General features: G+C 47.6%; 22 protein-coding genes. 16 read left to right on the top strand and 6 right to left on the bottom strand.

Annotated features, from left to right (window positions below):
- The first annotated feature begins 10 nt into the window (after positions 1 to 10).
- From LKE33_12075 to nifJ, 6 genes are all read left to right on the top strand, one after another.
- Positions 11 to 943, top strand: a complete 933-nt coding sequence (locus LKE33_12075; GenBank protein MCH3951652.1) for a manganese-dependent inorganic pyrophosphatase — start codon at positions 11 to 13, stop codon at positions 941 to 943.
- 230 nt (positions 944 to 1173) lie between these two features.
- Positions 1174 to 1698, top strand: a complete 525-nt coding sequence (locus LKE33_12070; GenBank protein MCH3951651.1) for a DUF4309 domain-containing protein — start codon at positions 1174 to 1176, stop codon at positions 1696 to 1698.
- Positions 1699 to 1827: 129 nt separating this feature from the next.
- A complete protein-coding gene (locus LKE33_12065; protein ID MCH3951650.1) occupies positions 1828 to 2145 on the top strand; it encodes a TIGR04076 family protein in 318 nt (105 codons plus the stop codon).
- Between the two features lie 403 nt (positions 2146 to 2548).
- On the top strand, positions 2549 to 3757 hold the full coding sequence (locus tag LKE33_12060; GenBank protein MCH3951649.1) for a dicarboxylate/amino acid:cation symporter: 1209 nt from the start codon (positions 2549 to 2551) through the stop codon (positions 3755 to 3757).
- Positions 3758 to 3836: 79 nt separating this feature from the next.
- Positions 3837 to 5042, top strand: a complete 1206-nt coding sequence (ilvA, locus tag LKE33_12055) for a threonine ammonia-lyase (protein ID MCH3951648.1) — start codon at positions 3837 to 3839, stop codon at positions 5040 to 5042.
- 574 nt (positions 5043 to 5616) lie between these two features.
- Complete coding sequence (nifJ, locus tag LKE33_12050; GenBank protein MCH3951647.1) at positions 5617 to 9120, top strand: pyruvate:ferredoxin (flavodoxin) oxidoreductase; 3504 nt, start codon at positions 5617 to 5619, stop codon at positions 9118 to 9120.
- 541 nt (positions 9121 to 9661) lie between these two features.
- Here nifJ and LKE33_12045 read toward each other — a convergent pair.
- On the bottom strand, positions 9662 to 10042 hold the full coding sequence (locus tag LKE33_12045) for a RidA family protein (GenBank protein MCH3951646.1): 381 nt from the start codon (positions 10040 to 10042) through the stop codon (positions 9662 to 9664).
- Between the two features lie 218 nt (positions 10043 to 10260).
- Between LKE33_12045 and LKE33_12040 the strand changes: the two genes are divergently transcribed.
- Entirely contained in the window at positions 10261 to 10908 is a 648-nt protein-coding gene (locus LKE33_12040; GenBank protein MCH3951645.1) for a PAS domain-containing protein, read from the top strand.
- Between the two features lie 76 nt (positions 10909 to 10984).
- A complete protein-coding gene (locus tag LKE33_12035; GenBank protein ID MCH3951644.1) occupies positions 10985 to 12334 on the top strand; it encodes a butyryl-CoA:acetate CoA-transferase in 1350 nt (449 codons plus the stop codon).
- 59 nt (positions 12335 to 12393) lie between these two features.
- Here LKE33_12035 and LKE33_12030 read toward each other — a convergent pair whose 3' ends face one another.
- Positions 12394 to 13182: a hypothetical protein gene (locus tag LKE33_12030; protein ID MCH3951643.1), complete on the bottom strand. Its 789-nt coding sequence runs from the start codon at positions 13180 to 13182 to the stop codon at positions 12394 to 12396.
- A 20-nt stretch (positions 13183 to 13202) separates the two neighbouring features.
- Positions 13203 to 14087 (bottom strand): LysR family transcriptional regulator, encoded by an 885-nt coding sequence (locus LKE33_12025; GenBank protein ID MCH3951642.1) that lies wholly within the window; start codon positions 14085 to 14087, stop codon positions 13203 to 13205.
- 169 nt (positions 14088 to 14256) lie between these two features.
- On the opposite strand from LKE33_12025, the gene LKE33_12020 reads away from it, so the two are divergent.
- From LKE33_12020 to LKE33_11985, 8 genes are all read left to right on the top strand, one after another.
- Positions 14257 to 15012, top strand: coding sequence for an aldolase/citrate lyase family protein (locus LKE33_12020; GenBank protein MCH3951641.1), 756 nt, complete (start codon positions 14257 to 14259; stop codon positions 15010 to 15012).
- Positions 15005 to 15805, top strand: coding sequence for a hypothetical protein (locus LKE33_12015; protein ID MCH3951640.1), 801 nt, complete (start codon positions 15005 to 15007; stop codon positions 15803 to 15805). The genes LKE33_12020 and LKE33_12015 overlap by 8 nt, the downstream gene beginning before the upstream one ends.
- Before the next feature lie 308 nt (positions 15806 to 16113).
- Positions 16114 to 17034 carry a hypothetical protein gene (locus LKE33_12010; GenBank protein MCH3951639.1) on the top strand — a complete coding sequence of 307 codons (921 nt, stop codon included), beginning with the start codon at positions 16114 to 16116 and terminating at the stop codon, positions 17032 to 17034.
- 145 nt (positions 17035 to 17179) lie between these two features.
- Positions 17180 to 18244, top strand: a complete 1065-nt coding sequence (locus LKE33_12005; protein MCH3951638.1) for an alcohol dehydrogenase catalytic domain-containing protein — start codon at positions 17180 to 17182, stop codon at positions 18242 to 18244.
- Between the two features lie 237 nt (positions 18245 to 18481).
- Positions 18482 to 19522: a 3-deoxy-7-phosphoheptulonate synthase gene (locus LKE33_12000; protein MCH3951637.1), complete on the top strand. Its 1041-nt coding sequence runs from the start codon at positions 18482 to 18484 to the stop codon at positions 19520 to 19522.
- Positions 19523 to 19539: 17 nt separating this feature from the next.
- On the top strand, positions 19540 to 19953 hold the full coding sequence (locus LKE33_11995; protein ID MCH3951636.1) for an amino acid-binding protein: 414 nt from the start codon (positions 19540 to 19542) through the stop codon (positions 19951 to 19953).
- 310 nt (positions 19954 to 20263) lie between these two features.
- Positions 20264 to 20854: a helix-turn-helix transcriptional regulator gene (locus LKE33_11990; protein MCH3951635.1), complete on the top strand. Its 591-nt coding sequence runs from the start codon at positions 20264 to 20266 to the stop codon at positions 20852 to 20854.
- Between the two features lie 19 nt (positions 20855 to 20873).
- Complete coding sequence (locus tag LKE33_11985) at positions 20874 to 21326, top strand: HD domain-containing protein (GenBank protein MCH3951634.1); 453 nt, start codon at positions 20874 to 20876, stop codon at positions 21324 to 21326.
- 610 nt (positions 21327 to 21936) lie between these two features.
- Here the strand turns inward: LKE33_11985 and LKE33_11980 are convergent.
- The 3 genes from LKE33_11980 to LKE33_11970 form a co-directional block, all read right to left on the bottom strand.
- Positions 21937 to 22326 (bottom strand): carboxymuconolactone decarboxylase family protein, encoded by a 390-nt coding sequence (locus LKE33_11980; GenBank protein ID MCH3951633.1) that lies wholly within the window; start codon positions 22324 to 22326, stop codon positions 21937 to 21939.
- Positions 22327 to 22344: 18 nt separating this feature from the next.
- On the bottom strand, positions 22345 to 23721 hold the full coding sequence (locus tag LKE33_11975; GenBank protein ID MCH3951632.1) for a pyruvate carboxylase subunit B: 1377 nt from the start codon (positions 23719 to 23721) through the stop codon (positions 22345 to 22347).
- 269 nt (positions 23722 to 23990) lie between these two features.
- Positions 23991 to 25004: a LacI family transcriptional regulator gene (locus tag LKE33_11970; GenBank protein ID MCH3951631.1), complete on the bottom strand. Its 1014-nt coding sequence runs from the start codon at positions 25002 to 25004 to the stop codon at positions 23991 to 23993.
- Positions 25005 to 25305: the final 301 nt, after the last annotated feature.

The raw sequence follows: 25305 nt of genomic DNA, 5'->3' as shown, positions 1-25305 counted from the left end.
AGATGTCTTTATGGAAAACAAGACGATCATCACCGGACACAAGAGCCCGGATACGGACTCCATCTGCTGCGCCCTGACGTATACGTATATCAAGAACCAGCTGGGCCAGGAAGCAATTGCCGGCAGAGCCGGCGAAGTAAGCAAGGAAACCCAGTTTGTACTGGATACCTTCAAGATGGAAGCCCCGAAGTATTTTGAAAAAGTAGATGCCGGTCAAAAGCTGATCCTTGTGGATCATAACGAAAAGAGCCAGGCTATCGATGGCCTGGATGACGCCAATCTGCTGGAAGTCATCGACCATCACCGTCTGGGCGGTCTGACGACGGCTGCTCCGCTTTATATGCGCGTAGAACCGGTCGGCTGCTGCTCCACTATTATTTATAAGCTTGCCAAGGAAAATGGTGTAGCGCTGCCTCCTGCTTATGCAGGCCTGCTGTTCTCCGCCATCAGCTCCGACACGCTGTATTTCAAGTCTCCGACCACGACGGAAACCGATAAGGAAGCCGCCGGAGAACTGGCTAAGATTGCCGGTATCAAGGATCCGAAGGGTTACGCACTCGATATGCTGCAGCACGGTTCTGCCATCAACAGCAGCACTCCTAAGGAAATTGTACACGGCGACATGAAGGAATTTGATTTTCCGCAGGGCAAAGTTACGGTAGCTCAGGTTAACGTCATGGACGGCGAAAAGGCCAAGGCAAAGTGGGCTGACCTCAAGAAGGCACTGCAGGATATGGTAGACGGCGGCGAAGCCGATACGTCCCTTCTGATGGTAACCGATATCATGAGCGAAGTTACGGAACTGCTCTGGGCCGGTAAGAATCAGGATGTCCTGACCAAGGCATTTGGTGCACCTGCAGAAGATGGCCATTATCATCTGCCCGGCGTACTGTCCAGAAAGAAACAGATTGTTCCGCCTCTGACCAACGCTTTTAAGGGCTGAGAGCTAAAGAATGTGGATTGCCGGCCGCAATGACAGGGGGTAAACTGCTTATCTTTGCGTTTTGCGGTAAATAAGTAGAAAATCGGATCCCATGAGGGGTCCGATTTTTTCGTTCTGTTGTATTAATTGCCAACTATTGAACAGCAAGTATTATCTTTTCTCTGCACAACCTCCTAATTCATGATATACTGAAATGAGATATTGCGGAATTTTATCGGGAGGTGGCCGTAGTGAGTAAAAAGTTATCGGCACTGCTGGCGGCAGCTGTTTTTTGCGCCGCTATGGGAACAAGTGCTGTATCGGATGCCCATATTGCATTGGAAAAAATTGGGTTAGGCGGGCTGACGCCTAATTCAACGGTAGAAGACATGAAGAAACTGTATGGGGAACCGGACCAGACCGTGACAATCCAGAAAGGCGATTTAATTTATCGTTCCTATACGTATGGAAAGCATGTTTCCATCATGGCAAATGGTGTCAACGGGACGGAGAGAACTTCTTCCATTATCGTAAAGCAGAACGAAAGCAATGACCGTTGGACAACTCCGGCAGGCATTGGAATCGGCATGAAAAGGGTCGCTATGGAACAGGTATATGGACAGCCGGATTCCACGTTCCAGGGCAACGATCTCTCAGGTATTACTTTCTGCGTATACAGGACAGAACACAGCGATTACGATATGACTTTCGGCATCAAGGATGACACCATCATTTCCATGGCATTCCATACGGATGCAAACGGCACCATAAAATAAGCACTGATAGCAACAAGACCTCCTGACAGAGACTCGCCAGGAGGTTTTTCTATAAGTGAGAATACTGCACAAGTCCTGCTTTGCGGCACTCGGTTTCAAATTATGAGAAGGGAGTGAGGAACACTTAAAATGAACAAAGTAAAAATTACGGTGATGCGGATAACGACCTATCCGGACCTTTCCGCACAATATGAAAATCCGCTGGAACACGCCTGTGATATGCAGGTGGGGCAGGTCTTCATCGCGGATGGATGGAAGAAACCGGAAGGCATGTGTGACAGTGCCTGGGAAACATTGTCACCGTTCGTGATGACTCTTGCGTACGGCGGGTCCGACATTTACAGCGGGTGGATGAAGAATAAACGCAGTGCCATGGTGTCCTGCAATGACGGTTTCCGTCCGGTCAGTTTTTACGTGGAAGCATTGGATGAGGCGAGCGGAAAATAAGAAGATGCGGCCACCCACCTGCATTCCGCAGCTTGTCCGCGGTTATCTGCCATCTGCTATCGGCTGTCTGCCGGGCTTTGACATCTTTGCCTGATTTATTAAAAAAATATATAAAACATATGATAAATATAAAAGCATATTTTTTTACCGTCTGATAAAACGGGCAGAGAGAAGATTTCTTACAGAGTAAACTTTTACTCTCATATTGTTGTTCTAAAACTATAAAACGTGTGATTCAGCCTACCTGTGTTGTCATATTTTCTTAAATAAAAGAATAATTTATTAAACTATGTAGTATTTTATTGCGAAATGATAGTAAAGCTTGCATTAAAACCCTGGTTGTGGTACTATTTTCTCAGATAGAAAGCGGAAAGTCATTCACAACAAAAGGGAGGCTAACACAATGAAAAAACTTGGCTTGCTGCCACGCCTTGTTCTAGGCATCATCGTAGGTATTTTACTCGGTAAATTAGGTATTCCTGTAGTAGTCAGAATTTTAGCAACATTTAACTCTATCTTCGGCAATTTCTTAGGATTTACGATTCCACTGATTATCATCGGTTTTATTATTCCTGGTATTGCAGATCTCGGCAAATCCGCCGGCAAACTGCTTGCCATCACGACGTTAATCGCATATTGCTCCACTGTTATCGGCGGCTGTCTTGCATTTTTCACGAACCATGCACTGCTCCATAATTTTATTTCGCCAGGCATGGCTGCTGAACTGGCAAACCCTGAAAAGGGTCTTTTGAAACCTTATTTCACGATTGACATGCCCCCTCTGATGGGCGTCATGAGCGCACTGCTCATCGCTTTCATCCTCGGCATCGGCATCGCCGTCTGCCAGGACGAAATCATGAAAAAGATTTCTCATGAATTCCAGGGCATCGTTGAAAAAGTGATTGCCAACATCATCATTCCTTTGCTCCCACTTCATATTTGCGGTATCTTCTGCAACATGACCAATGCCGGCCAGGTTGCAGCCGTCCTGAGCGTATTCGCAAAGGTATTCGTGGTTATCATTATTCTGCACATTGTCATCCTGGTGTTCCAGTACAGTGTGGCAGGTTCCGTCGCCGGTGCTAACCCGTTCAAACTTCTGAAGGGCATGATCCCGGCTTACATGACCGCTATCGGTACGCAGTCTTCTGCTGCTACCATTCCTGTTACCCTTGCCTGCACCAAGAGAAACGGTGTGGTAGCCGGCATCGCCGACTTCGTCATTCCGCTGTGTGCCACGATTCATCTGACCGGGAGTACCATTACGCTGACGAGCTGCACGATGGCTGTTATGCTGTTAAACGGCAGACCGATTGAATTCAGCAACATGTTCGGGTTCATCCTGATGCTCGGCATTACTATGGTTGCTGCTCCTGGTGTTCCGGGCGGCGCCGTTATGGCCGCTCTGGGTATCCTGCAAAGCATGATGGGCTTCAACGCCGATCAGCAGGCTTTGATGATTGCACTGTATCTCGCTCAGGACAGCTTTGGTACTGCCTGCAACGTTACCGGTGACGGTGCTATCGCCGTACTGGTTAACAAGATTGGCGGCCATAAACTGAAACCCATGACGGACGAAGAAATTGCTAAGCTGGAAAATCCGAACGCTTAAAAACTACTTGATTAACTCAGTAACTTTCCGTACCATATCTATTTAGTGATTATAAATTTTTTAGGAGGCACATCACATCATGACTGTTACTTTGAAGAGCATTGAAGAAGCACGTGAGACGCTGAAAGGCGTTGCTAAAAAGACCCCGATGATTGAATCCCCTGTACTGGGTGCTAAGGTCGGCGGAGAAGTTTACTTCAAATATGAAAATTTGCAGAAAACTGGTTCTTTCAAGATTAGAGGTGCTGTCAATAAGATTTCCCACCTGACCAAAGAAGAAGCTGCCCGCGGTGTTATTGCTGCCAGTGCCGGTAACCATGCACAGGGCGTGGCTCTGGGTGCTACGGCAAAGGGCATCAAAGCCACAATTGTTATGCCGGCCACGACTCCGCTTGCTAAAGTATCCGCCACCAAAGGATACGGCGGCAACGTCATTCTTCATGGTGCTGCTTTCGATGATGCATACGCCAAAGCTCTGGAAGTACAGAAGGAAACCAATGCTGTATTTGTACATCCGTTCGATGACGAATACGTCATTGCCGGCCAGGGCACGATTGCTCTGGAAATCCTTGAAGATTTACCTGATGTAGATACGGTTGTTGTTCCTGTCGGCGGCGGCGGAATGATCAGCGGCATTGCAGCCGGATTGAAGCTCAGCAACCCGAAAATCAAAGTCATCGGTGTTGAAAGTGCTGTCATTCCTTCTATGAAGAAGTCTATTGAAGCAGGTAAGATCATTACGGTTCCGGCCGGTGTCACGGCAGCTGAAGGCATCAACGTTCGTACGCCTGGCAAGATCAACTTCGAAATGGTCAAGAAGTACGTTGATGAAATCGTCACCGTTACGGAAGACGAAATCGCCGAAGCTATGCTGTACCTGCTCGAAAAGGGCAAAAACCTGGCAGAAGGTGCCGGCGCTACGCCGCTTGCTGCTGTGCTGGCCGGCAAGATCAACTGCAAAGATCAGAAGGTTGTTCTGATGGTATCCGGCGGCAACGCAGATATCACTTTCATCAGCAGAATCATCAACAAGGCTCTCCTGCTGCAGGGCAGAAGAATTGAGCTGAAAGTTGTCATGGCAGATAGATGCGGCGAAACTGCAAAACTGTTGAAGCTGATTTCCGACAACGATGCCAACATCCTTTACATTACGCAAAGCATGTATGATTCTTCCCTGGAACTCGAAAGCCAGATTATGACACTGGTACTTGAATGCCGGGATTGGAATCATGCCAACGACATTGAAAGGAAGATTATCGAGGCAGGATACAAAGTTGTTAAATAATCGCTCCTAATCACCCCCTCTAATAAAAGAACTGTGAAGCAATGGTTATGCATTGTTTCACAGTTCTTTTTTAACTTGGCGGATGCTGTTTGTTTCGTGAACCGGTGTGTCTATAATAGAATTCTTATGAGTGCGAAATAGATTAAAAGCGCGTCAGATTTGCATAAAAAGCTCCTGCAGTTTGCTGCGGTGGTGTACTGGCAGGCTGAGATAAGCGTAGATCAGGCAGTATGGTACAAAGTCAGGTTCAATTTCCGCTCAGAAATTTTATTTTATTTTCTGTTGGCGGATGATTAAATAAAGGACATTTATACATGATTTGGCTAAGATACCGCATAAATGTCCTCTCAGGAAGGATAAATGAAACCGATAGAAAAATAAAATTGCATAAAAAAAGAAAATCAATAAATAAGATAAAAATTATTTCATATATTAAGTAAAAGTTGCAACACAGGCCGACTTGTTATATAATATTAGCGTGTAAGGGAGGCTGTACCGACAGCATGGGCTGTCGGGTCGCGAGCTTCACGAAGTAATCAAGCTGTTTTTAATACATTCATAGGGAGGAAAAGAAATGAGTAAACTGATCAAGACCATGGATGGCAACACAGCAGCTGCGTATGTATCCTACGCATTCACTGATGTGGCAGCAATCTATCCGATTACGCCGTCCTCTCCGATGGCGGAACACATTGACGAATGGGCAACCCAGGGCGTCAAGAACATGTTCGGACAAACCGTAAAAGTCGTAGAAATGCAGGCAGAAGGCGGCGCCGCAGGTGCCGTACACGGTTCCCTGCAGGCCGGTGCCCTGACCACGACTTACACGGCTTCCCAGGGCCTGCTCCTGATGATTCCTAACATGTACAAGATTGCCGGCGAACTGCTCCCGGGCGTATTCCACGTGGCATCCCGTGCTCTGGGTACGAACACCCTCTGCATCTTCGGTGACCAGCGCGACGTCATGGCCTGCCGTCAGACCGGTTTTGCCATGCTGGCTGAAGGCAGTGTACAGCAGGTCATGGATCTGTCTGCGGTAGCTCATCTGGCAGCTATCAAGGGCAGCGTACCTTTCCTGAACTTCTTCGATGGTTTCCGTACTTCCCACGAAGTACAGAAGATTGAAGCTTATGATTACAAGGATCTGTTTGCCATGGCTGATAAGGACGCCATCAAGAGATTCCGTGACAGAGCGACCAACCCTGACCATCCGACCCTGAAGGGCACCTTGGAAAACGGCGACGTTTACTTCCAGCAGCAGGAAATCGTCAACAAGTACTACGAAGCCATTCCTGATATCGTGGAAGAATACATGGAGAAAGTCACCGCCCTGACCGGCCGTGAGTATCATCCGTTTGTATACTATGGTGCTCCCGATGCGGACCGCATGATCGTAACGATGGGCTCCCTCACCGAAGCTGCGGAAGAGACCGTGGATTACCTGAATGCCCATGGCGAAAAGGTAGGTCTCCTGAGAGTTCATCTGTATCGTCCGTTCTCCCTGAAGTACTTCTTCAAGTACATTCCGGAGACTGTCAAGAAGGTGGCTGTTCTCGACCGCACGAAGGAACCGGGCTCCCTGGCAGAACCGCTGTTCCTGGATGTGAAGGGCGCCTTCTCCGTAGAACGTCCGGATGTGGTAGTGGTAGGCGGCCGTGCCGGCCTCGGCGGCAAGGATACGACCCCGACCCATATCCTGTCCGTATATGAAAACCTGAAACTCGATACGCCGAAAGACCATTTCACAATTGGTATTGTGGATGATGTAACGAACACCTCCCTGCCGATTACTAAAGATATCGATACGACGCAGCCCGGTACGACGGCCTGCAAGTTCTGGGGACTGGGCTCCGATGGTACCGTAGGTGCCAACAAGAGCGCCATCAAGATCATCGGCGACCATACCGATATGTATGCCCAGGCTTACTTCGCTTATGACTCCAAGAAGAGCGGCGGCATCACCGTATCCCACCTGCGCTTCGGTAAGAATCCGATTCGTTCCACGTACCTGATTGATAAGGCTGCCTTCGTAGCCTGCCATAACCAGTCCTATGTGACGAAATACGACCTGCTGGCAGGACTGAAGAAGGGCGGTACCTTCCTCCTGAACTGCATCTGGACTCCGGAAGAACTCGACAAACAGCTGCCGGCTTCCATGAAGCGCTACATTGCCAATAACGACATCAACTTCTATACAATCAACGCTGTAGATATTGCCCAGAAGATTGGTCTGGGCGGCCGTATCAACATGATCATGCAGGCAGCCTTCTTCAAACTGGCCAACATCATTCCTATCGATGATGCCGTGAAGTACTTGAAGGAAGCCGTAGTAACGAGCTATGGCCGCAAGGGCGAGAAGGTTGTCAACATGAACAACCAGGCTATTGACCAGGGTGTCGAGAAGGTTGTAAAGATCAACGTTCCTGAATCTTGGAAGACGGCAGAAGATGCTCCGAAAGCCAAGAAGGACGTGCCTGAATTCGTAACCAAGATCCTGGAACCGATCAACAGACAGGAAGGGGACAAACTCCCTGTCAGCGCCTTCGAGAAACTGGCCGGCGGTGCTTATCCTCTGGGCACGGCTGCTTACGAAAAACGCGGCGTAGCCGTCAATGTTCCTGAATGGAACGTGAAGAACTGCATCCAGTGCAACCAGTGCTCCTTCGTCTGCCCGCATGCCGCTATTCGTCCGGCTCTCCTGACCGATGAAGAAGTGAAGAACGCTCCGGAAGGTTTCGAAACCAAACCGGCAGTAGGTGCCAAGGGCCTGAACTTCCGTATGGTCGTCAGCGTCATGGACTGCCTGGGCTGCGGCAACTGCGTGGATGTCTGCCCGGCCAAGGAAAAGGCTCTGGTCATGAAGCCGCTGGCTTCCCAGATGCACCTGGCTCCTGCCTGGGACTATGCCGTGAACAAGGTAACGCCGAAAGCCAACCCGATGAACAAGTTCACCGTCAAGGGCTCCCAGTTCGAACAGCCGCTGCTTGAGTTCTCCGGCGCCTGCGCAGGCTGCGGTGAAACCCCGTATGCTAAACTGGTAACGCAGCTGTTTGGTGACCGCATGATGGTAGCCAACGCAACGGGCTGCTCCTCCGTAACGAGCGGCAGCGTGCCTTCCATCCCGTATGCCAAGAACCACAAGGGTCATGGCCCTGCCTGGGCTAACTCCCTGTTCGAAGATAACGCTGAATACGGACTGGGCATGTTCCTGGCCGCACAGCAGCTGTCCGAGAAGATGGCCATGATGGTGAAGGAAGCCATCGACAATCCGAAGACCACGGCAGAAGATAAGGCCGTATTCCAGGAATGGCTGGATCATAAGGATGAATCCGAAGGGACGAGAGAAAGAGCCGAAAAGGTAACGGCAGTTGTCGAAGCCAGGAAGGATCTTTACAAGGATATCTACGAACGCAGGGACTGCCTCGTGAAGAGAAGCCAGTGGATCTTCGGCGGCGACGGCTGGGCCTATGATATCGGTTACGGCGGACTTGACCACGTCCTTGCCAGCGGCGCTGATGTCAACGTCCTGGTATTCGATACCGAAGTATACTCCAACACGGGCGGACAGGCTTCCAAGGCAACCCCGACCGCAGCAGTGGCACAATTCGCAGCAGGCGGCAAGAAGACCAAGAAGAAGGACCTGGGCCGTATGTTCATGACCTATGGTTATGTCTATGTCGCTCAGGTAGCTATGGGCGCCGACAAGAACCAGTGCCTGAAGGCCATCAAGGAAGCAGAAGCTTACCATGGTCCTTCCATCGTCATCGCTTACGCTCCGTGCATCAACCACGGCATCAAGGCCGGCATGGGCTGTGCTCAGAGAGAAGCCAAGAAGGCCGTGGAGGACGGATACTGGCATCTGTACAGATACAACCCGGATCTGGTGGCAGAAGGCAAGAACGGCTTCACGCTTGATTCCAAGGATCCGAGCGGTGATCTGAAAGACTTCTTGATGGGCGAAGTTCGTTACTCCTCTCTGAAGATCAAGTTCCCGGATAAGGCTGATGCTTTCTTCGCAAAGACGGGGGAAGACATGAAGAACAGACTGGCTTCCTACAAGAAGCTCGCCGGTAAATAAGCATTGTTTTCACGCACCGGGATTATTGAATTAGCAGGATGCCTGGATTGCCACGGTGTACTGTTTCGGGCAGTACGCCGGTGATTCCGGGCAGGGTCAGATAACTCCCTTCACCGTGGGAAGCTTCTTCACGGATTTGGAGATATTTCCCGCGGATTCCCCCTAATTACACGAAATCAGAGACATACAATTTCGTACCCAAAGCCCCTCAGGCTTTTGATTCTGTCAGAATTGCCGGAACTGTCGCAGTACGCAATAAGCAAGGAAGGCTCTTGAAAATTTAATTTCCCGGATAAACACGCTGTCATCTCCCTGACAGCGTGTTTTTTTTTTGAGCCAAACCGCCAGGTTTGGCTATCCTCTGCCATCTTCTTCCACGCCGCTATGCGGCGTCGGAGGAAGGGGAACCCACGGAGTGGGGAAAGAAGACTGAATAAAAGGCTGCTTTTTCTAAAAAGGGCAATAAAAAAGAACCGGACTCGAGAGAGAATGAAAGAGTTCCGGTTCTTTTTGTAGTTTGAGAAAGAAAATTTAAGTAAAATCAGAGTACGCAGAAAGCGTCTACTTCAACTAAAGCACCTTTCGGCAGTTTAGCAATTTCTACAGCCACTCTGGCAGGGTAATCGGAAGTGAAGAACGTAGCATATACTTCGTTCATTGCGGTGAAATCCTTGATGTCCTGCAGATAAACCGTGGTCTTGACAATGCTGCTCATATCGCCGCCGGCAGCAGTGATGATATTTTTGAGGTTATTGAAGACCTGCTTGGTCTGACCTACAATATCAGTAGCTTCAATTTTACCGGTAGCCGGATTGATAGGAATCTGACCGGATACGAAGAGCATTCCGTTAGCTTTGATGGCCTGGGAATAGGGCCCGATAGCAGCCGGCGCATTGTCGGTATGGATTACAGTTTTAGACATTGGAAAAGACCTCCTTGGGTTTTACTTATTGCAGGTTTATTATACAACTAAAAATTAAATAATGCAACAAAATTTATCAAGATAATACATTGTATTGTATTTACGTTTGACTTTTATCATAGCGTAAGATAAAATTAAAATGCATTACAAAAATCAGGACACATTGATTGCTTCAGTTAAATTAGAAGTCAGTATATCCATTGACGGGAGATGAATGCATGAAATATAATCCATTATTGGAACCTTACAAGATGTTAGTCCCCTTTTTAGCGGAAGTCCTGGGCAGCAGCTGTGAAATTTTACTGCACGATATTTCTCAGCCCAAGCATTCTGTCATTGCTATTGCCAATGGCTTTCAAACGGGACGCAAAGTAGGAAGCCCTTTCACGGATCTCGCCATGAAAATTATGCGGGAAAAGCAGTACGTGGATAAGGATTACCTGGCGAACTACAATGGGCGCAGCAAAGGAAAGAATTTTGTTTCGTCCACTTTCTTTATTAAGCATGACGGCAAATTGATCGGCCTGCTGTGCATCAACCGGAATATGGATACTATCAACAATCTGGATGCAGTCCTGGAAGCGGTCAAGAAAAACTATAATCTTCTTGATGTCAACGAAGAGGTAGAGGAAACCATGGATACGCCGGTGGGAGATATCCTGCCCAAGATGGTTTCCGAGGAAATCAAAGCTGTCGGGGTTCAGCCCGAACGTATGACGACAGAAGAAAGAGCCGCCGTGATTCACCGCCTGATGAATGCCGGTATCCATAATATGAAAGGTGCTGTCGTGGAAATTGCCAAGCAGCTGCACCTTTCCGAACCGACGGTATACCGTTATATCAAGAAAGAAAAGATAGAAAAATAGTTTACGGATTATCGGGAACTATGTTCCGGGTAATTGCAATAAAAAATGCATAGGTTATTTTGGGAGGTATGTGTCAATGAACTACGAAGCGGAATATGCGAAGAAGTTAACGACTCCGGAAGAAGCCGTAAAGATCGTTAAAAGCGGTGACTGGATTGACTATGGATGGTCTGCTAACCATCCGCTGGTCCTGGATAAGGCCCTGGCTGAACGGATGATTAAGGAACCGGAGCTGACCGACCTGAAATTCAGAGGCGGTGTCTGCCTCTGGATGCCTGAAGTAGCTAAGATTCCGAATGCCAAGGAACGGATGTGCTGGAACTCCTGGCATAGCTCCGGTTATGAAAGAAAACTGACGGATTCCGGTATCGGTTATTACATTCCTTTGCGTTTTTCCGAACTGCCGAGAAACTATCGCGATAATATTAAACATGTAGATGTCGCTATGATTCAGGTAACTCCTATGGATGAACACGGCTACTTTAACTTCGGCCTGAGCGCAACGGATATTGCGGCTGTGATTGAATGCTCCGATAAGGTCATTGTCGAAGTCAACAAGAACATGCCGAAAGTTTTGGGCGGCCATGAAGTCAGTGTCCACATTGATGATGTAGATATGATTGTAGATAACGGCGGTATGCCGATGGGCATTCTTCCGAGCGGCAAGCCTTCCGAAATTGATGAAGCTGTAGCAAAGCTGATTGTACCGGAAATTCCGAATGGTGCCTGCCTGCAGCTCGGTATCGGCGGTATGCCGAACGCCGTAGGTGCCATGATTGCCAAGAGTGACCTGAAGGATCTGAGTGTCCATACCGAAATGTATGTAGATTCCTTCGTCGATATTGCCATGGCCGGCAAACTGACCTGCGCCAAGAAGAATATCGATAAGGGCCGTCAGGTATTCACCTTCGGTGCCGGGACCCAGAAGCTCTATGATTATGTCAACAATAACCCGGCTGTCATGGGCGCACCGGTTGACTACGTCAACGATGCCCGCGTCATTGCTCAGATTGATAACTTCATGTCCATCAACAACTGCATTGAAGTAGACCTGACTGGTCAGGTTTCCTCCGAATCCGTTGGTCACAGACACATCAGCGGTGCCGGCGGACAGCTCGACTTTATGCTCGGTGCATACCTCTCCAAGGGCGGCAAGAGCTTCATTTGCTGCTCCTCCGCATTCACCGGCCATGATGGCCAGACCAAGAGCCGTATCGTTCCGACCCTGACCCCTGGCGATGCAGTAACGGCAACGAGGACCAACCTGAACTACTTCGTTACCGAATATGGTATCGTTAACCTGAAAGGTATGACCACGTGGCAGAGAGCAGAAAAACTGATTTCTGTCGCTCATCCGAAAGTCCGTGAACAGCTCATCAAAGATGCTGAAAAGCTCGGTATCTGGAGAAACTCCAACAAGAGATAAAACGCAAAAAAGACTGTCGCAAATGCGGCAGTCTTTTTTTACCAATCGCACCTTTTGATTTACTTTACGATAAGCAAGGTAATCTTCTCGAGTTGGTTTTTTGTACCTTCGAAGACGATGCCTTCGTAAGGCGTTTCTTTTCCGGATACGTCAGTAAGGACATAAAAGAGGTGCTTTGCCAGTTTGCCTTCCTGGTTCATACGGATGGCGCTGAGACCGTAGGCTTTGCGGAAGGCCTCGACCGGATTTTCGCAATTGAGTTTACTTCTGTCGAAGCGGAGCGGACTGCCTTTTTGCAGGATGACTCTTGTCACAAGGCCGCCCGGTGCGAAGATTACCGACGTGCCTTTTTTCGTATAATTCCAGGTAAGCATTGGATTATCCGAATCCTTTACCTCGGAATCCGGTTCTCCCCAACGGGCTTTCACTTCATCCATGGTCATCGTGTTGGCAATACCGTCCACGCTTTCGAAGTAATGAGGCTTGTTGTCTTTCCGCAGCACGGTATTGTTATAGGTAATGCACCCGCTGTGGATGTAATCATCACCAATGGTGAGCGTACGGTTCCCTGTTTTTTCTGCCACCGTGATTTCAAAATGATCGGGCATATAGACCGTTTTGCTGATCTGGACAATTGGATTCCCGTTTACGGTATGATCATCAATTTGCAGGATGCGTTCTCCTTTGAGATTGTACCAGCTTCCCTTGGAGATTTCTGTACGGGAAGCTGTTTTCTGGGCATTCTCCTTATCCCACGTATCTGCCGCTTCCGCGCGTGTGAAGGTAAAACCTGCGGCGGCAATCAGGGCCAAAGCGCAGCATGCAAGTTTGTGTAAGTGATTTTTCATGGTAAGACTCCTTTCTAATTTTATGGATGACTGGTTGTCGTTTCTTTGATAATTCTGATGATGGTCTTGAGTGTAGGAGACAGCCATTTATTTTTGTGGTAACTGATGGCGAGGGGGATACGTTTTGGCTGCAGTTCAATATCAAGAGGCTGAATCGTTCCTTTTTTGATTTCCCGCGCCACGGCATATTCCGGAAGCACTGCGATGCCAAGATTGGATTTGACGCATTCGATGAGGGAAGCGACGCTGCCCATCACGATGGTATTGAGGTGGAATTCCTGACATTTTGGCAGCAGTGGTTCCAGGCATTGCCGGTAAAATCCGTTTTCCTCAAGGTCAATGAAACTGATAGGACGGGCCGCGTCATTTAGTATATCCGCAAAGGAACGCGTACCCAGTTCCCGGCTGCCAAACAGCACGAGAGAGTAGTTTCTGATTGGTTCGGTACGGATATAAGGATGGTGTCCCCAGACATCGTAATGGATAGCAAGGTCAGCTTTTCCGGCCAGGAGCACCTTGTGCATGGCAGAACAGGCATTGGTCTGGATATCCAATTCGACGTCAGGCAGCTGGCGGCGCACTTCTTTGATGATATTTTGAAATTTACAGGCCAGAAAGCTTTCAATCACGGCAATCCTGACTTTATGCTCCGGCTGGGCGGAAAGTTTCGAGATTTCCTGATAGTTCAGAAGAATATTATCGACGTAGGGAAGAATACTTTGCCCCTTTTGTGTGAGCTGCATGTTCCTGCCGATTTTTTCAAACAATTTGAAACCGAATTCACGTTCCAGGTGCTGGATGTGGAATGTAACTGTAGAACGCGTATATCCCAGTTTGGATGCCGCTTCGGCAAATGTTTCTGATTCTGTGATGGTCTTGAAGGTGCGCAGATATTCGATGTCCATTGATAAACTCCGTTTGTTCGAAAATTTAAAACAAAGCATAAGAAATATTCTAATTTTCTAAATTATATATTTCGTGTACACTGGTGTCAATGAATGATCATCATTTCAGACTGAGAAAGCAGTGTTACGGCAGTCCTGTGGGGACTGTTTCACCGGAAAGGGGTGGATAGTGTTGACTACTTTTGGAACTTTTTTCGAATTGGGCGGACGGATTGCCATGGAAAGTCTGACCCGGACCGGGCTGGATTACGTCATTATTGATACAGAGCATGGCTGTTTTTCGACGGAAAGTACGGCGGAGTATATTCTTGCCGCGGAAAAGGGAGGTTTGCTGCCCTACGTTCGAATCGGGGATACACGCCGGCCCTATGTGCTCCGGATGCTGGACATCGGGGCGCGCGGCCTCATCATCCCGAATATCCGGACGTTGGAGCAGGTTAAAAATATCGTGGAATATGCAAAATTCCCGCCCCTAGGCAACCGTGGTTTCTGCCCTAACCGGACGACCGGCTGGGGCGCCGATGCCTGGGCTCAGGACGTGCATTCCTACATGGATACGTGCAACCGGCGCGTCAAGGTGATCCCTCAATGCGAGACGAAGGAAGCCCTGGAGCAAATTGAGGAGATTACGGCGCTGCCTGGTGTCGACGGTATCTTTGTGGGTCCTTGTGACTTGTCCATCGATTTGGGAATTCCCCTGCAGTTTGACAACCCTCTGTTACTGCGGGCCATTGAAAGAATCGTAAAAGCCTGCAAGAAGGAAGGCAAAGAGTCTTATATTTTTGCAGGAAATATGAAAGATGCCGTTAAATGGGTCCAAAAAGGGTTTGACAGCATCACGTATAACCTTGATGTATCCGTGTTGATTAATGCTTTTCAGACACTTGTTAAAGAATTTCATAAGGAGGTAACGCAAAATGAATAAAGTATATGCACTGACCGAGAAGCAGCATCAGGAGATTGCTCGGCAGCTGTACACGGCCGAAAAGAAGAATGAACCTATTGGGCTGCTTACGGAGACCTATCCCAACATGACAATGGATGACGCTTATGCCATCCAGGAAGCAGGCATCAAAATGCGTATGGCAGATGGGGCTAAAATCGTGGGCCGTAAAATCGGGATTACGAGCCGCGGTATGATGCAGCAGCTCAATGTGGATACGCCGGATTACGGCTGCCTGCTTGCCCATACGATGATTCTCGAAGGGACGCCCTGCCGCCGCAGTGACTTGAATATTCCTATCGTGGAAGGAGAACTGGCCTTTATCATGGGTGAAGACCTTGATGTGGATGTCGTGACGACAGCAGATATTATGAACGCTACAGCGTGGGTGCTGCCGTGCTTTGAAATCTGCGACGCCCGCTTCCCGAAATGGAAAGTTACGGTACGCGATACCATCAGCGATAATGCGGGAGCCTCCCGTTTTATGCTGGGCAGCAGCCCGAAGCGAATTGATGAAATCAATCCCCGTACCATCGGCCTTGTCATGGAAAAAAACGGTCAGCTTCTTGCCAGTGCAGCCGGCGTCGAAGTGATGGGGTCACCGGTAAATTCCATGGCCTGGCTGGCGAATAAACTGCTGAACTACGGAACTTACCTGAAGAAGGGCGATATCGTACTGTCCGGTTCGTTTATCGCCGCTAACCCCGCCAGCGCCGGCGATGTCTATACTCTCAGTATGGATGGCTATCCGGCTCTGACGCTGCGGATGGAGTGAAAGGGATAAAGAAGCCTTAAAACACGTTCTGGAGTTAGAAAAGTGCTTTGCCTATACAGTACTCTCTAACGCTGGAACGTGTTTTGTCGTTAATCCCTATATCTTTCCCGAAGGCTGGGCTAAATGCGGAGCACTTCTCTTGTTTTGATTCTCCCAAAGAGGGTAAGGAGCATTGGCTATGTTATGTTTTTTATATTATGGCACGGCGTGGTGCTGACATCTCTTTTTGTCTCACAGCTTGTTTTTACTCTTTATTTTGGCGTAGAATGTAAGAAAAGATTGATTTTACCGGATACGGGAGGAGCACCATGACGTTAGAAAGTGAAAAGTTTTTTAAAGAATTCTTGAAACATACAGCTCAAAAAGGCAAGACGCTCGATTCTATCGAGGATGTCGACCAGGAGCTGCAGAAATTTGTCAAACAATATAATTCGAAACGGCCTCGGAAAATGACTGCACGTACTGCCAAAACTGCTGATGATTTTTTTGACTTGGCTTATAAAGAAAAAAGTAATATAAAGAAACGCGAATATCTGGAAAAAGGGCTTGCTCTGAATCCTGATGATTTGGATGCAATGAGGTATCTTGCCCATTTAAAGAGCAAGAACTGTTTCGAAGAACTTCAGAATATAGAACAAGTGGTCAAACGAGGCTATGAAATCTTCAAAAAAGAACTGAAGAATGATGTGGGAGAGTTCTATGACATTTTTGAGACTCGGCCTTTTATCAGAACGCTAAGGTACTATGCCGGATTACTGGCAGATACAGCTTGCTATACAAGGGCTATAAAAATTGGCGAAGAAATTATTCGGCTCAACGTAAATGATAGTACCGGCGCCCGTTTTCTGCTGATGCATCTATATGCTTTTATGGAAGACGACCGCAAGGCAGTTCGGCTTTTTAAAAAATATAAAAGTGATTCTGCAATTGGATTCCTGCTGCCGCTGTCCATGCTTTATTTCAAACTTGGAGAGATTCAGAAAGCCGAACATTATTTGCTGATGCTCAAAGAATTGGGGCCTGATTTGGAACAATTTATTGAGTATATACGCAATGATAAATGGGAAAATCTTATCCTGGAGGGAAGTAAGGGATTCTATCAACCTTATAAGCTTAGTGAATATGCCATGGTGTTTTCTGACTGCCGTTTCTTTTATTTAACTTGCGAAGCTTACTGGGACTGGGCTTATTCTTATTTTGAAAACAAGGGAACCGGAAAAACGAAATAATATCCGCTGCGTGGGAAGTTCACTCATGGGGCTTCCCATGATATGTTTAACAATATTTGATTAGTATAGTAAAATAATAGCGAAGCAGATCACCGGCATGGCAGTTCATGCTCGGTAAATTTACAGAATTTGGGAGTGAATCGAAATGCAAGGAACGATGTGTGGTCTGGTAAAAAAAGAAGTGGGTCCCGGTAAGTTTGTGTATCGTACAGATTTGCCGATTCCTCAGGTCGGGGATGACGAAGTTTTGATCAAGGTCCACTGCAGCGCTATCTGCGGTACGGATTTTCATATTATGGATTGGGATACCTGGTCCCAGATGCGGGTACATCCGCCTCTGATTCCGGGTCATGAAACGGCGGGCGATATCGTTGCCGTCGGCAAGAACGTGACCGAACGCAAGGTGGGCGACCGCGTGTCCTGCGAGTCCCATATTTCCTGCGGCGAGTGCTGGTTCTGTAAGCATGACATGAAGAATATCTGCACAAACACCAAGATTTTTGGCGTCAGCCAGGATGGTGCTTTTGCCGAATATGCCAAAATTCGCTGGGACGCTACATTCCTCCTGGATGATGATATTTCCTATGAAGCTGCCTGCATGTTTGAGCCCATGGGAGCCGGTGTTCACGGTGTCGAAAAAGCCGATGTGCCGGGTCATACGGTGCTTGTCAGCGGCTGCGGCCCGATTGGCCTTACTGCGATTGCCGCCTGCAAGACCTTTGGCGCATCCAAGGTGATTGCCTGCGACCTCATTGATGAAAAACTGGAAGTCGCTAAAGAGATGGGTGCTGACTACGTCTTTAACAGTGCCAAGGTAGATCTGCCGAAAGAAGTCAAAGAACTTACGAACGGCATGGGTGTCGACCGCGTCGTAGATATTACGGGGTCGGGCAAAGCCATCAATACGGATCTGAAATGCCTGCGCGCAGCCGGACGGCTTGTCTGCGTAGGCCTGCCGAGTAAACCGGTTACGATTGAGGATATGACGGACGACCTGATTTACCGCGAGATTGAACTTACGGGAATCTCGGGCCGCAAAATCTGGGAAACCTGGACTGACTTTGCAAAAGTCATGAAGGGCCCGTACTGGAAACTGGACCGCGTCATCGGCGGCCGTTATGCCCTGTCTGATTTTGACAGCGCCGTAAGTGCTGTCGAGAGCGGTGTGCCCGGTAAGATGCTGCTCTATCCGCATATGCCGGAAAAATAATTTTGACGCCGGTCGCCTTAATTAATCAATCAAACTGCGGAGCGGTTTGATTGAATGAAAACAGAGTGAAGCGATGAAAAGTCGTTCCACTCTGTTTTTTTATAAAAGCTGTCGTCTGCTCGTTTTAAAAATCACCTGAAGTTGATTCCATCGGGATTGTACTAGCGACTATCTACTAACCACTTTTTCCCCTTTTGTGATATAATACTTTCAACTCTTTTTTATCGGAGGCATCTTATGGAACTTGAAATGGAGTTCATCCGCAAACTGCCGTCTCCCCAGGAGCTCAAGGTGGAACATCCTGTGGAACCGGCCATTTATGAAACAAAACGGCGCCGTGACAAGGAAATTCACGACATTATGACGGGCAAGGACCCTCGCTTTCTGCTGATTATCGGGCCATGCTCCGCGGACAATGAAGACGCGGTGGTTGATTACTGCCACCGTCTTGCCAAGGTTCAGGAAGAAGTCAAGGACACGATTTATATCATTCCGCGTGTCTATACCAATAAGCCCCGTACCATCGGCGTTGGTTACAAAGGCATGCTGCACCAGCCGGATCCGGAGGGCAAGGAAGACATGCTGAAGGGCATCATTGCCTGCCGTGAAATGCACGCTCGTGTGATTCGTGAAACTGGTTTTACTTGCGCTGAGGAAATTCTTTATCCGGAAAACCATCGGTATCTGTCCGATTTGATTTCCTACGCAGCAATCGGCGCACGCTCTGTGGAAGACCAGCTGCACCGCATGATTGCAAGCGGTGTCGGGATTCCTGTCGGCATGAAGAACCCGACGTCCGGGGATATTTCCGTGATGCTGAACTCCATTGCGGCTGCTCAGCATGAGCAGCAGTTCCTCTTCCGCGGCTGGGAAGTGCGGACCAAGGGCAATCCCCTGGCACACGCCATTCTCCGCGGGTATGTAGATAAATTTGGCAAGAGTCTGCCGAACTACCACTATGAAGACCTGGTTCGTCTCTACGATGAGTATGGGAAGCGGGATCTGCAGAATATGGCCGTCATCGTCGACGCCAACCATGCTAATTCCGGCAAGAAATACCTGGAACAGATTCGTATTGCCAACGACGTGCTCTACAGCCGTCATATGAACCCGGACCTCAAGAAGATGGTCAAGGGTATTATGATTGAAAGTTACATCGAAGACGGCAACCAGAAAATCGGAGAAGGGGTTTATGGCAAATCCATTACCGATCCCTGCCTGGGCTGGGAAAAGACGGAAGCCCTGATCAAGGAACTGGCAGGCCGCGTGGACTATTAAGGGAGGCACATGTTATCATGCTGAAACAAATTTCTATTTTTGCTGCTAACACCCAAGGCGCTCTGGGAAAAATCACGAACGAACTGGCTAAGCAGAATATCAATATTTATACGATGCTGGCTACGGACAGCGCGGAATTCGGTATCGTCCGCATCATTGTGGATGATGCGGAAAAAGCTAAGGAACAACTCACCGGTGCCGGCTATCAGTGCCGTATCGACTACGTCATTGCCGTGGATATGGCTTCCGATAAACCGGGTACTTTGAACCGGATTCTGGCTAACCTCGAAAAGGCTAATGTCAACATCCGTTACCTCTACATTTCCTTTGACCGTGAGACTTCCAGTCCGATTGTCGTGATGCAGACGGATGAACCGGAAACGGAAACCTTCCTGCAGGGCAAGGGATACAGATTGATAGAAAGCTTCTGATTAGACAGACTGCCGCAAACGCGGCGGTCTTTTTTTGTGTGTGTAGACATAGGTTGCTAATCGCTCGTGAAAGAAAAATTGCCTCTCATTAAACCAAACCGTCAGGTTGGGTATTCCTTTGGGACCTCCTTCCACGCAGTCGGAAAGAGGAGGCTACAAAGTGGCAGAAGATAGTACCAATCCAATGCTAAATGCCATAAGCGAAAAGCCAAAGGCGCCTTTTTATCTTTTGACTGTCCATCATTTTTCTCACCAATTTCCACTTGCTGTACTATAATAGAGACATAAGAGCATCAGGAGGTTGATGTGTGTGACATTGGAGGCTTATTTGAAGCGGTATTATGAACCGGCATCGGAAAGTCTTTATGACCGTTTCCATTCGCCGAAGGCATTTGCAAAAACGTCGGATAGTTCCAAGTCCCTGCCCATGCAGTACCTTACGATTCGTCCGCAGAATCTGGCAGGGGAGCGGCTTGTATCCGTGGAGGACCGGGATCATATCGAGCAGGTCAAGGGTCATCCGCTGTCGGCGCTTCTTGACGCCCAGGAAGAGCCTTTCCATGTCTATTTAATGAAACTTCTGGACCTCCGGGGTATCCGGGATGCCGAACTGTACCATAAAGCCAATCTCAGCAGGCAAAGTTTTTCCCGCATTCGCTCGGGAGAGAGCCTGCCTAAAAAGCGTACTATTCTGACGCTTGCCGTATTGATGCACCTGACCTTTGAACAGACAAAAGAACTGCTCATGCGGGCAGGATATGCCTTTTCGACAGCGTCCAAAGCCGATTTGATTGTGGCTTATTTTTTGGAACAAGAAAATTTTGACTTGTATCAGATCAATAAGGAACTTGTCGAAGCAGGCGAAATGTCACTGGGAGATGCTTACCGGAATGGACGGTAACGAGAAGGGAGAAAGAAACATGAAAGATTTTATGAAGATGAGTGAACCGATTCAGAAGGCTTATCAGATTGCTAAAAAGGCCCATGCAGGACAAAAAGACAAGGCCGGCAAGGATTATATCTATCATCCGATGACAGTCGCTTCCAATGTAGGGGACGATGAAACAGCTATTATTGTGGGCCTGCTTCACGACACGGTGGAAGATACGGATGTGACCATGCAGCAGCTGGCAAAGGAATTCAGTCCCGATGTCATTGCAGCCCTGAAACTCCTGACCCATGATAAAACTACGCCATACCTGGACTATGTCCAAAAAATCAAAGACAGCGGCAATGAGGCAGCACGGAAAGTCAAACTAGCCGACCTTCATATGAATATGGACTTGTCCCGTTTTCCCGATGGACCTACTCCCAAAGATAAGGAACGAGTGCAGAAAAAATATATTCCGGCTTTAAAGATTTTGGAAGGATGAGAAAAAACTTCTTATTCTGCGAAAGAATGAGCTGTCTATAAGGAACTTTTGGAACGAACTCCATATGACGACACAATGGATGAGGGAGCATATGCGCGGTCATCTGTTCCCAGGCTGGGGCTAAGCCGGAGCTGAATTTTTAATTAAGTACGAAGTAAAAAAGAATACTTTAGGGAAGGAATTGTGGTTTTGGCTGCTCAAGTAATCCGGAAAAGATTGGGAAACGGCTTTTACAAAGCTGCAAGCCTTAAGAGAATTAGCTGAGTTAATAGAATAGCAGGTTCATTAGAAAAAATAACAGGCGCTGTGAAAAAATTTTGCTATCTTGCGGTAGTCATTTTTTCGGAAATATTCACTTGCAGCCGGCAAGTCAATGTCTGCCTGTGGAGGCAAAACTTTTATGACCATATTGGTTTGAACTTATAGAAATAGTCTATAGTTAATTGACGCCTTTTTATTATTTTTGCCCGAAGCTCTTACCATATTGCCGCACATCAGGCGATGTTAACGGAAATAAATGATGAAAAATAAACAGCCACACCCCGCAGCCGTTTTTTGACTGCGAGGTGTGGCTGTTTATTTTATAAGAGGTTGCTTTGAATAGCCGAAGTTAATCTTCTTCAATTGGTTCAATTATATCGAGCGTTTCCAGGATAGGGAGCAGTTTGGTTACTCCGCAAGTGAAGAAAATGATGCGGATGACTTCAAAAATTTCATCAAGTGTCGCTCCGTTTTCCAGGGCCAGTTTGGAATGAACTTTCATTGTGGTTGCCGTGCCGCTGGCCATGCCGATGGCCATGACAATCAGTTCACGATATTTACGCGGTATATTGATATCTTTTTTATTGCAGTTTACATACTGCTGAAGAAACATATTTACAAGATTCGGATCGTTTCCCATTTTGCGGTGAGATGCCATTACCGAACCGCCGCGTGCTTCCTTCAGTTCTTTAAGAATCTCCCGAGAACGAATTAATTTTTTTTCATCAGTTTGCTTCATCGTTAAGACTCCTTTATATCAACGACTGTATTTATTGGCTAAAAAGGTTTTTGCTACTTCGGGAAAGAGCGCATAAGTCAGCACATCTTCCTCACAGCGGGCGAGGGTTCCCGCTTCTTTGCGGGCTTTTTCAAGTCCCGGTGCAATGCGGCTGCCTGGGCGACTGAAGTCAGATGTTTTTCCTTTGAGTGCTTTCGAAGAAAGTTCCGGATTGATTTTTCCGGGAGGCATTCCGTAAAGGCCGCGGCAGTAATCGGTCATTTCCTTGGAAATCATGGAATAGCGCTTCCCGGTAAGCACATTAACAGTTGCCTGAGCACCGCAGATTTGGCTTGATGGAGTAGCAAGGGGAGGGTACCCCATATCGGCGCGTACCTGGGTCACTTCCTTCAGAACTTCCGGCAGCCGGTCAGACATGTTCATAGCTTTGAGCTGCCCTTCTAGATTGGAAAGCATGCCGCCGGGTACCTGATGTTTCAAGCATCCTACATCTACGCCGACGAGTTTTGTTGCTGTATCGGCATGACGACGACGTACTTCCAGAAACTGTTTATTGATAGCATCAAATTGTCCTAAGTCAATTTTCGGATCCCGCGGCGTACCACGCAGTGCGGAGATATAGCTTTCAAGGGGAGGATGAGCGGAACTGAATGCCATAGAAGATACACAGACATCGAGTCCGTCTACCCCTGCTTGGATTGCTTCCCAATAAGCCATGTCTGCCAGCCCACCGACGCAATGTGCGTGCAGATGTACCGGCACGGTAAGCTCTTTTTTGAGTGCAGTAATAAGCTCAAATGCCGCTTGGGGTGTCATGAGTCCTGCCATATCTTCCACATGAATGGAAGAGGCTCCCATTTCTACTTGTTCCTTTGCGTTTTTCACATAGGATTCAATGGTATTAAAAGGACTGATATTGTATTGCAGAGATCCTTCGATGGTCTTACCGGCCTTTTTGATAGCCTTAAAAGCAGTTTCACAGTTGCGCAAATCTCCCAAAGCATCAAAGGTCAGGAATATATCGATACCGTTTTCGGCAGCCCGGGCAACAAAGTCTTCCACAACATCATCCGGATAAGCTTGATAGCCTACAAGGTTCTGGGCACGGAGAACCATTTTAAGCGGTGTTTTTTTAACGTGTTGTTTGAAGAGGCGCAGGCGTTCCCACGGATCTTCACCAAGAAAACGGATTGCCACATCAAATGTTGCGCCGCCCCACATTTCCATAGAGGCAAAACCAACGTTATCCATAGCTTCCAACAGTGGCAGCATTTCGGACGTTGTCATGCGGGTGGCAAAAAGAGATTGCTGTCCATCTCTGAATTCAACACTGTTGAACTGCAGAGGGTGAGGATTTTCTGCAAAATAGGGCTTTGTTTTAGTAAAAAAAGACAAAGTACTCACATCCTTTTTGAAAAAAGTACTAAACAGGAAGGACAGGCAATCCAATTCCTTAGGAAAATAGATTAGTTTAACGTTATACTAGAACTAAACACATCGTATCTCATCGAAAGTGTTTTGTCAAGATAAAAATAGGGGGTGTAAAAAGGAACAAGCAGTTTTTCATCTTTTGCAGACGGTAAATTACAGATGCCGAACGTGAAAACGGGACTGTCGCTATCATGGCGGCAGTCCCGTTTTATCATGTCATTTTATCTAAAAAATTATAGCGTAAAGCTTTCTCTCAATACAACCTTAGGCTGCAGCACTTTATGCAGCGGACCTTTTATAGTGCCTGAAAGTAGTTTCATGAGCATATTCACGATTTCCCGGCTGACTTCAGACTGAGGAATTTCAATGACGCTGAGTGGTGGAATCGTATACATCGTGCTTTCGGGACTCATGAGTGACATAGAGAGGAGTTCCACGTCATCGGGAACATGGACGTTGTTTTTGTAAAAGGTATACAAAGCACCCACCGCGCTTTGCTCCGATTCAGAGAAAAGCACGCGGGGAGGATCGGGAAGACGGCAGAAGGCTGCGGCGCCTTCGACACCTCCGGCAATCGTATTTTCGCAGCGAATGATGGCATTGTCAGCAATTTCGATACCAAGTTCCTGACAGGAACTTAGAAAGGCGCGTGTGCGGATGCCGGTTGCCACGTATGGCATGCGGGATGCTAGGAGTGCGGCCCGGCGGCAGCCCTTGGCGTAGATAAGACGGGCAGCCTCACGGCCGACTGCTGAATCGTCGACATTCACACTCGAATAACGTTCGGAATTACGGTTAATCAAAATGATTGGTGTTTGAGAGGAAATGGATTCAAGAAATTCTACATCCTTTAAGGAAGCTGCACCGATAATCATCGCATTGTAAGTGTTTTTTGCAAAAGCAGCCGCTTTTTCACAGAGATGGTCGTTTTTATAAGTCTGAATAATAAACTCACAGTCGTAATTATGCAGCGTGAGTTCTTGCTGAATGTAATTAACAAAAGTGGCCATAATCGGAGTCCGGTGATCGCTCGGCCAGAAAAACGCAAGAGCTGGCTTTTTTAAATCGTTGAACCGGAGACGACGTGCAGAAAGGTTAGGATGATAATCGAGATCCTGAATGGCCTTCATCACGTTGTCATAAGTGGCTTTGGAAATCTTTCGATCTTCCGATTTACCATTCAGGATGATGGATACCGTAGTCGGAGAAACTCCGGCAGCTTTCGCAACATCTTTGATTGTAGACATTGAAATCACCTGCTATCAGAGCTTCCCACTTCATACGTCGTGGGAAGAAATATTTTTAGTAAAACGATTTTAAACGAATCAAAATCATCTTATCGACGAAAAGCAGAAATGTCAATGCAGAATCATATTTTCCAGGCTAATAGAACGTAAAAATCACACTGGATTTGATAAATTTATGAATTAATTTTTGGCTTGAGTTGGGGCTTTCTTTCAAATAAAGGGATGAGGTCAGAAAAACGGCATTTAAAATTTTCTCATTTTTGAGTGTTGACAAGTAAAAAATAGAAAATTAGAATAACCT

Source organism: Acidaminococcus sp., from assembly GCA_022482815.1.
Classification (GTDB): domain Bacteria; phylum Bacillota; class Negativicutes; order Acidaminococcales; family Acidaminococcaceae; genus Acidaminococcus.
Note: the sequence above shows the minus strand (reverse complement) of the source record. Positions and strands in the feature narration are given on the sequence as shown.

Coding starts and splice junctions, on each gene's coding strand:
- LKE33_11985 (MCH3951634.1), top strand. CDS start 20,874: ATGAAAGATTTTATGAAGATGAGTGAACCGATTCAGAAGGCTTATCAG.
- ilvA (MCH3951648.1), top strand. CDS start 3,837: ATGACTGTTACTTTGAAGAGCATTGAAGAAGCACGTGAGACGCTGAAA.
- LKE33_12035 (MCH3951644.1), top strand. CDS start 10,985: ATGAACTACGAAGCGGAATATGCGAAGAAGTTAACGACTCCGGAAGAA.
- LKE33_12045 (MCH3951646.1), bottom strand. CDS start 10,042: ATGTCTAAAACTGTAATCCATACCGACAATGCGCCGGCTGCTATCGGG.
- LKE33_12010 (MCH3951639.1), top strand. CDS start 16,114: ATGACGTTAGAAAGTGAAAAGTTTTTTAAAGAATTCTTGAAACATACA.
- LKE33_12075 (MCH3951652.1), top strand. CDS start 11: ATGGAAAACAAGACGATCATCACCGGACACAAGAGCCCGGATACGGAC.
- LKE33_11995 (MCH3951636.1), top strand. CDS start 19,540: ATGCTGAAACAAATTTCTATTTTTGCTGCTAACACCCAAGGCGCTCTG.
- LKE33_11980 (MCH3951633.1), bottom strand. CDS start 22,326: ATGAAGCAAACTGATGAAAAAAAATTAATTCGTTCTCGGGAGATTCTT.
- LKE33_12025 (MCH3951642.1), bottom strand. CDS start 14,087: ATGGACATCGAATATCTGCGCACCTTCAAGACCATCACAGAATCAGAA.
- LKE33_11970 (MCH3951631.1), bottom strand. CDS start 25,004: ATGTCTACAATCAAAGATGTTGCGAAAGCTGCCGGAGTTTCTCCGACT.
- LKE33_12030 (MCH3951643.1), bottom strand. CDS start 13,182: ATGAAAAATCACTTACACAAACTTGCATGCTGCGCTTTGGCCCTGATT.
- nifJ (MCH3951647.1), top strand. CDS start 5,617: ATGAGTAAACTGATCAAGACCATGGATGGCAACACAGCAGCTGCGTAT.
- LKE33_12005 (MCH3951638.1), top strand. CDS start 17,180: ATGCAAGGAACGATGTGTGGTCTGGTAAAAAAAGAAGTGGGTCCCGGT.
- LKE33_12000 (MCH3951637.1), top strand. CDS start 18,482: ATGGAACTTGAAATGGAGTTCATCCGCAAACTGCCGTCTCCCCAGGAG.
- LKE33_12015 (MCH3951640.1), top strand. CDS start 15,005: ATGAATAAAGTATATGCACTGACCGAGAAGCAGCATCAGGAGATTGCT.
- LKE33_12060 (MCH3951649.1), top strand. CDS start 2,549: ATGAAAAAACTTGGCTTGCTGCCACGCCTTGTTCTAGGCATCATCGTA.
- LKE33_12065 (MCH3951650.1), top strand. CDS start 1,828: ATGAACAAAGTAAAAATTACGGTGATGCGGATAACGACCTATCCGGAC.
- LKE33_12040 (MCH3951645.1), top strand. CDS start 10,261: ATGAAATATAATCCATTATTGGAACCTTACAAGATGTTAGTCCCCTTT.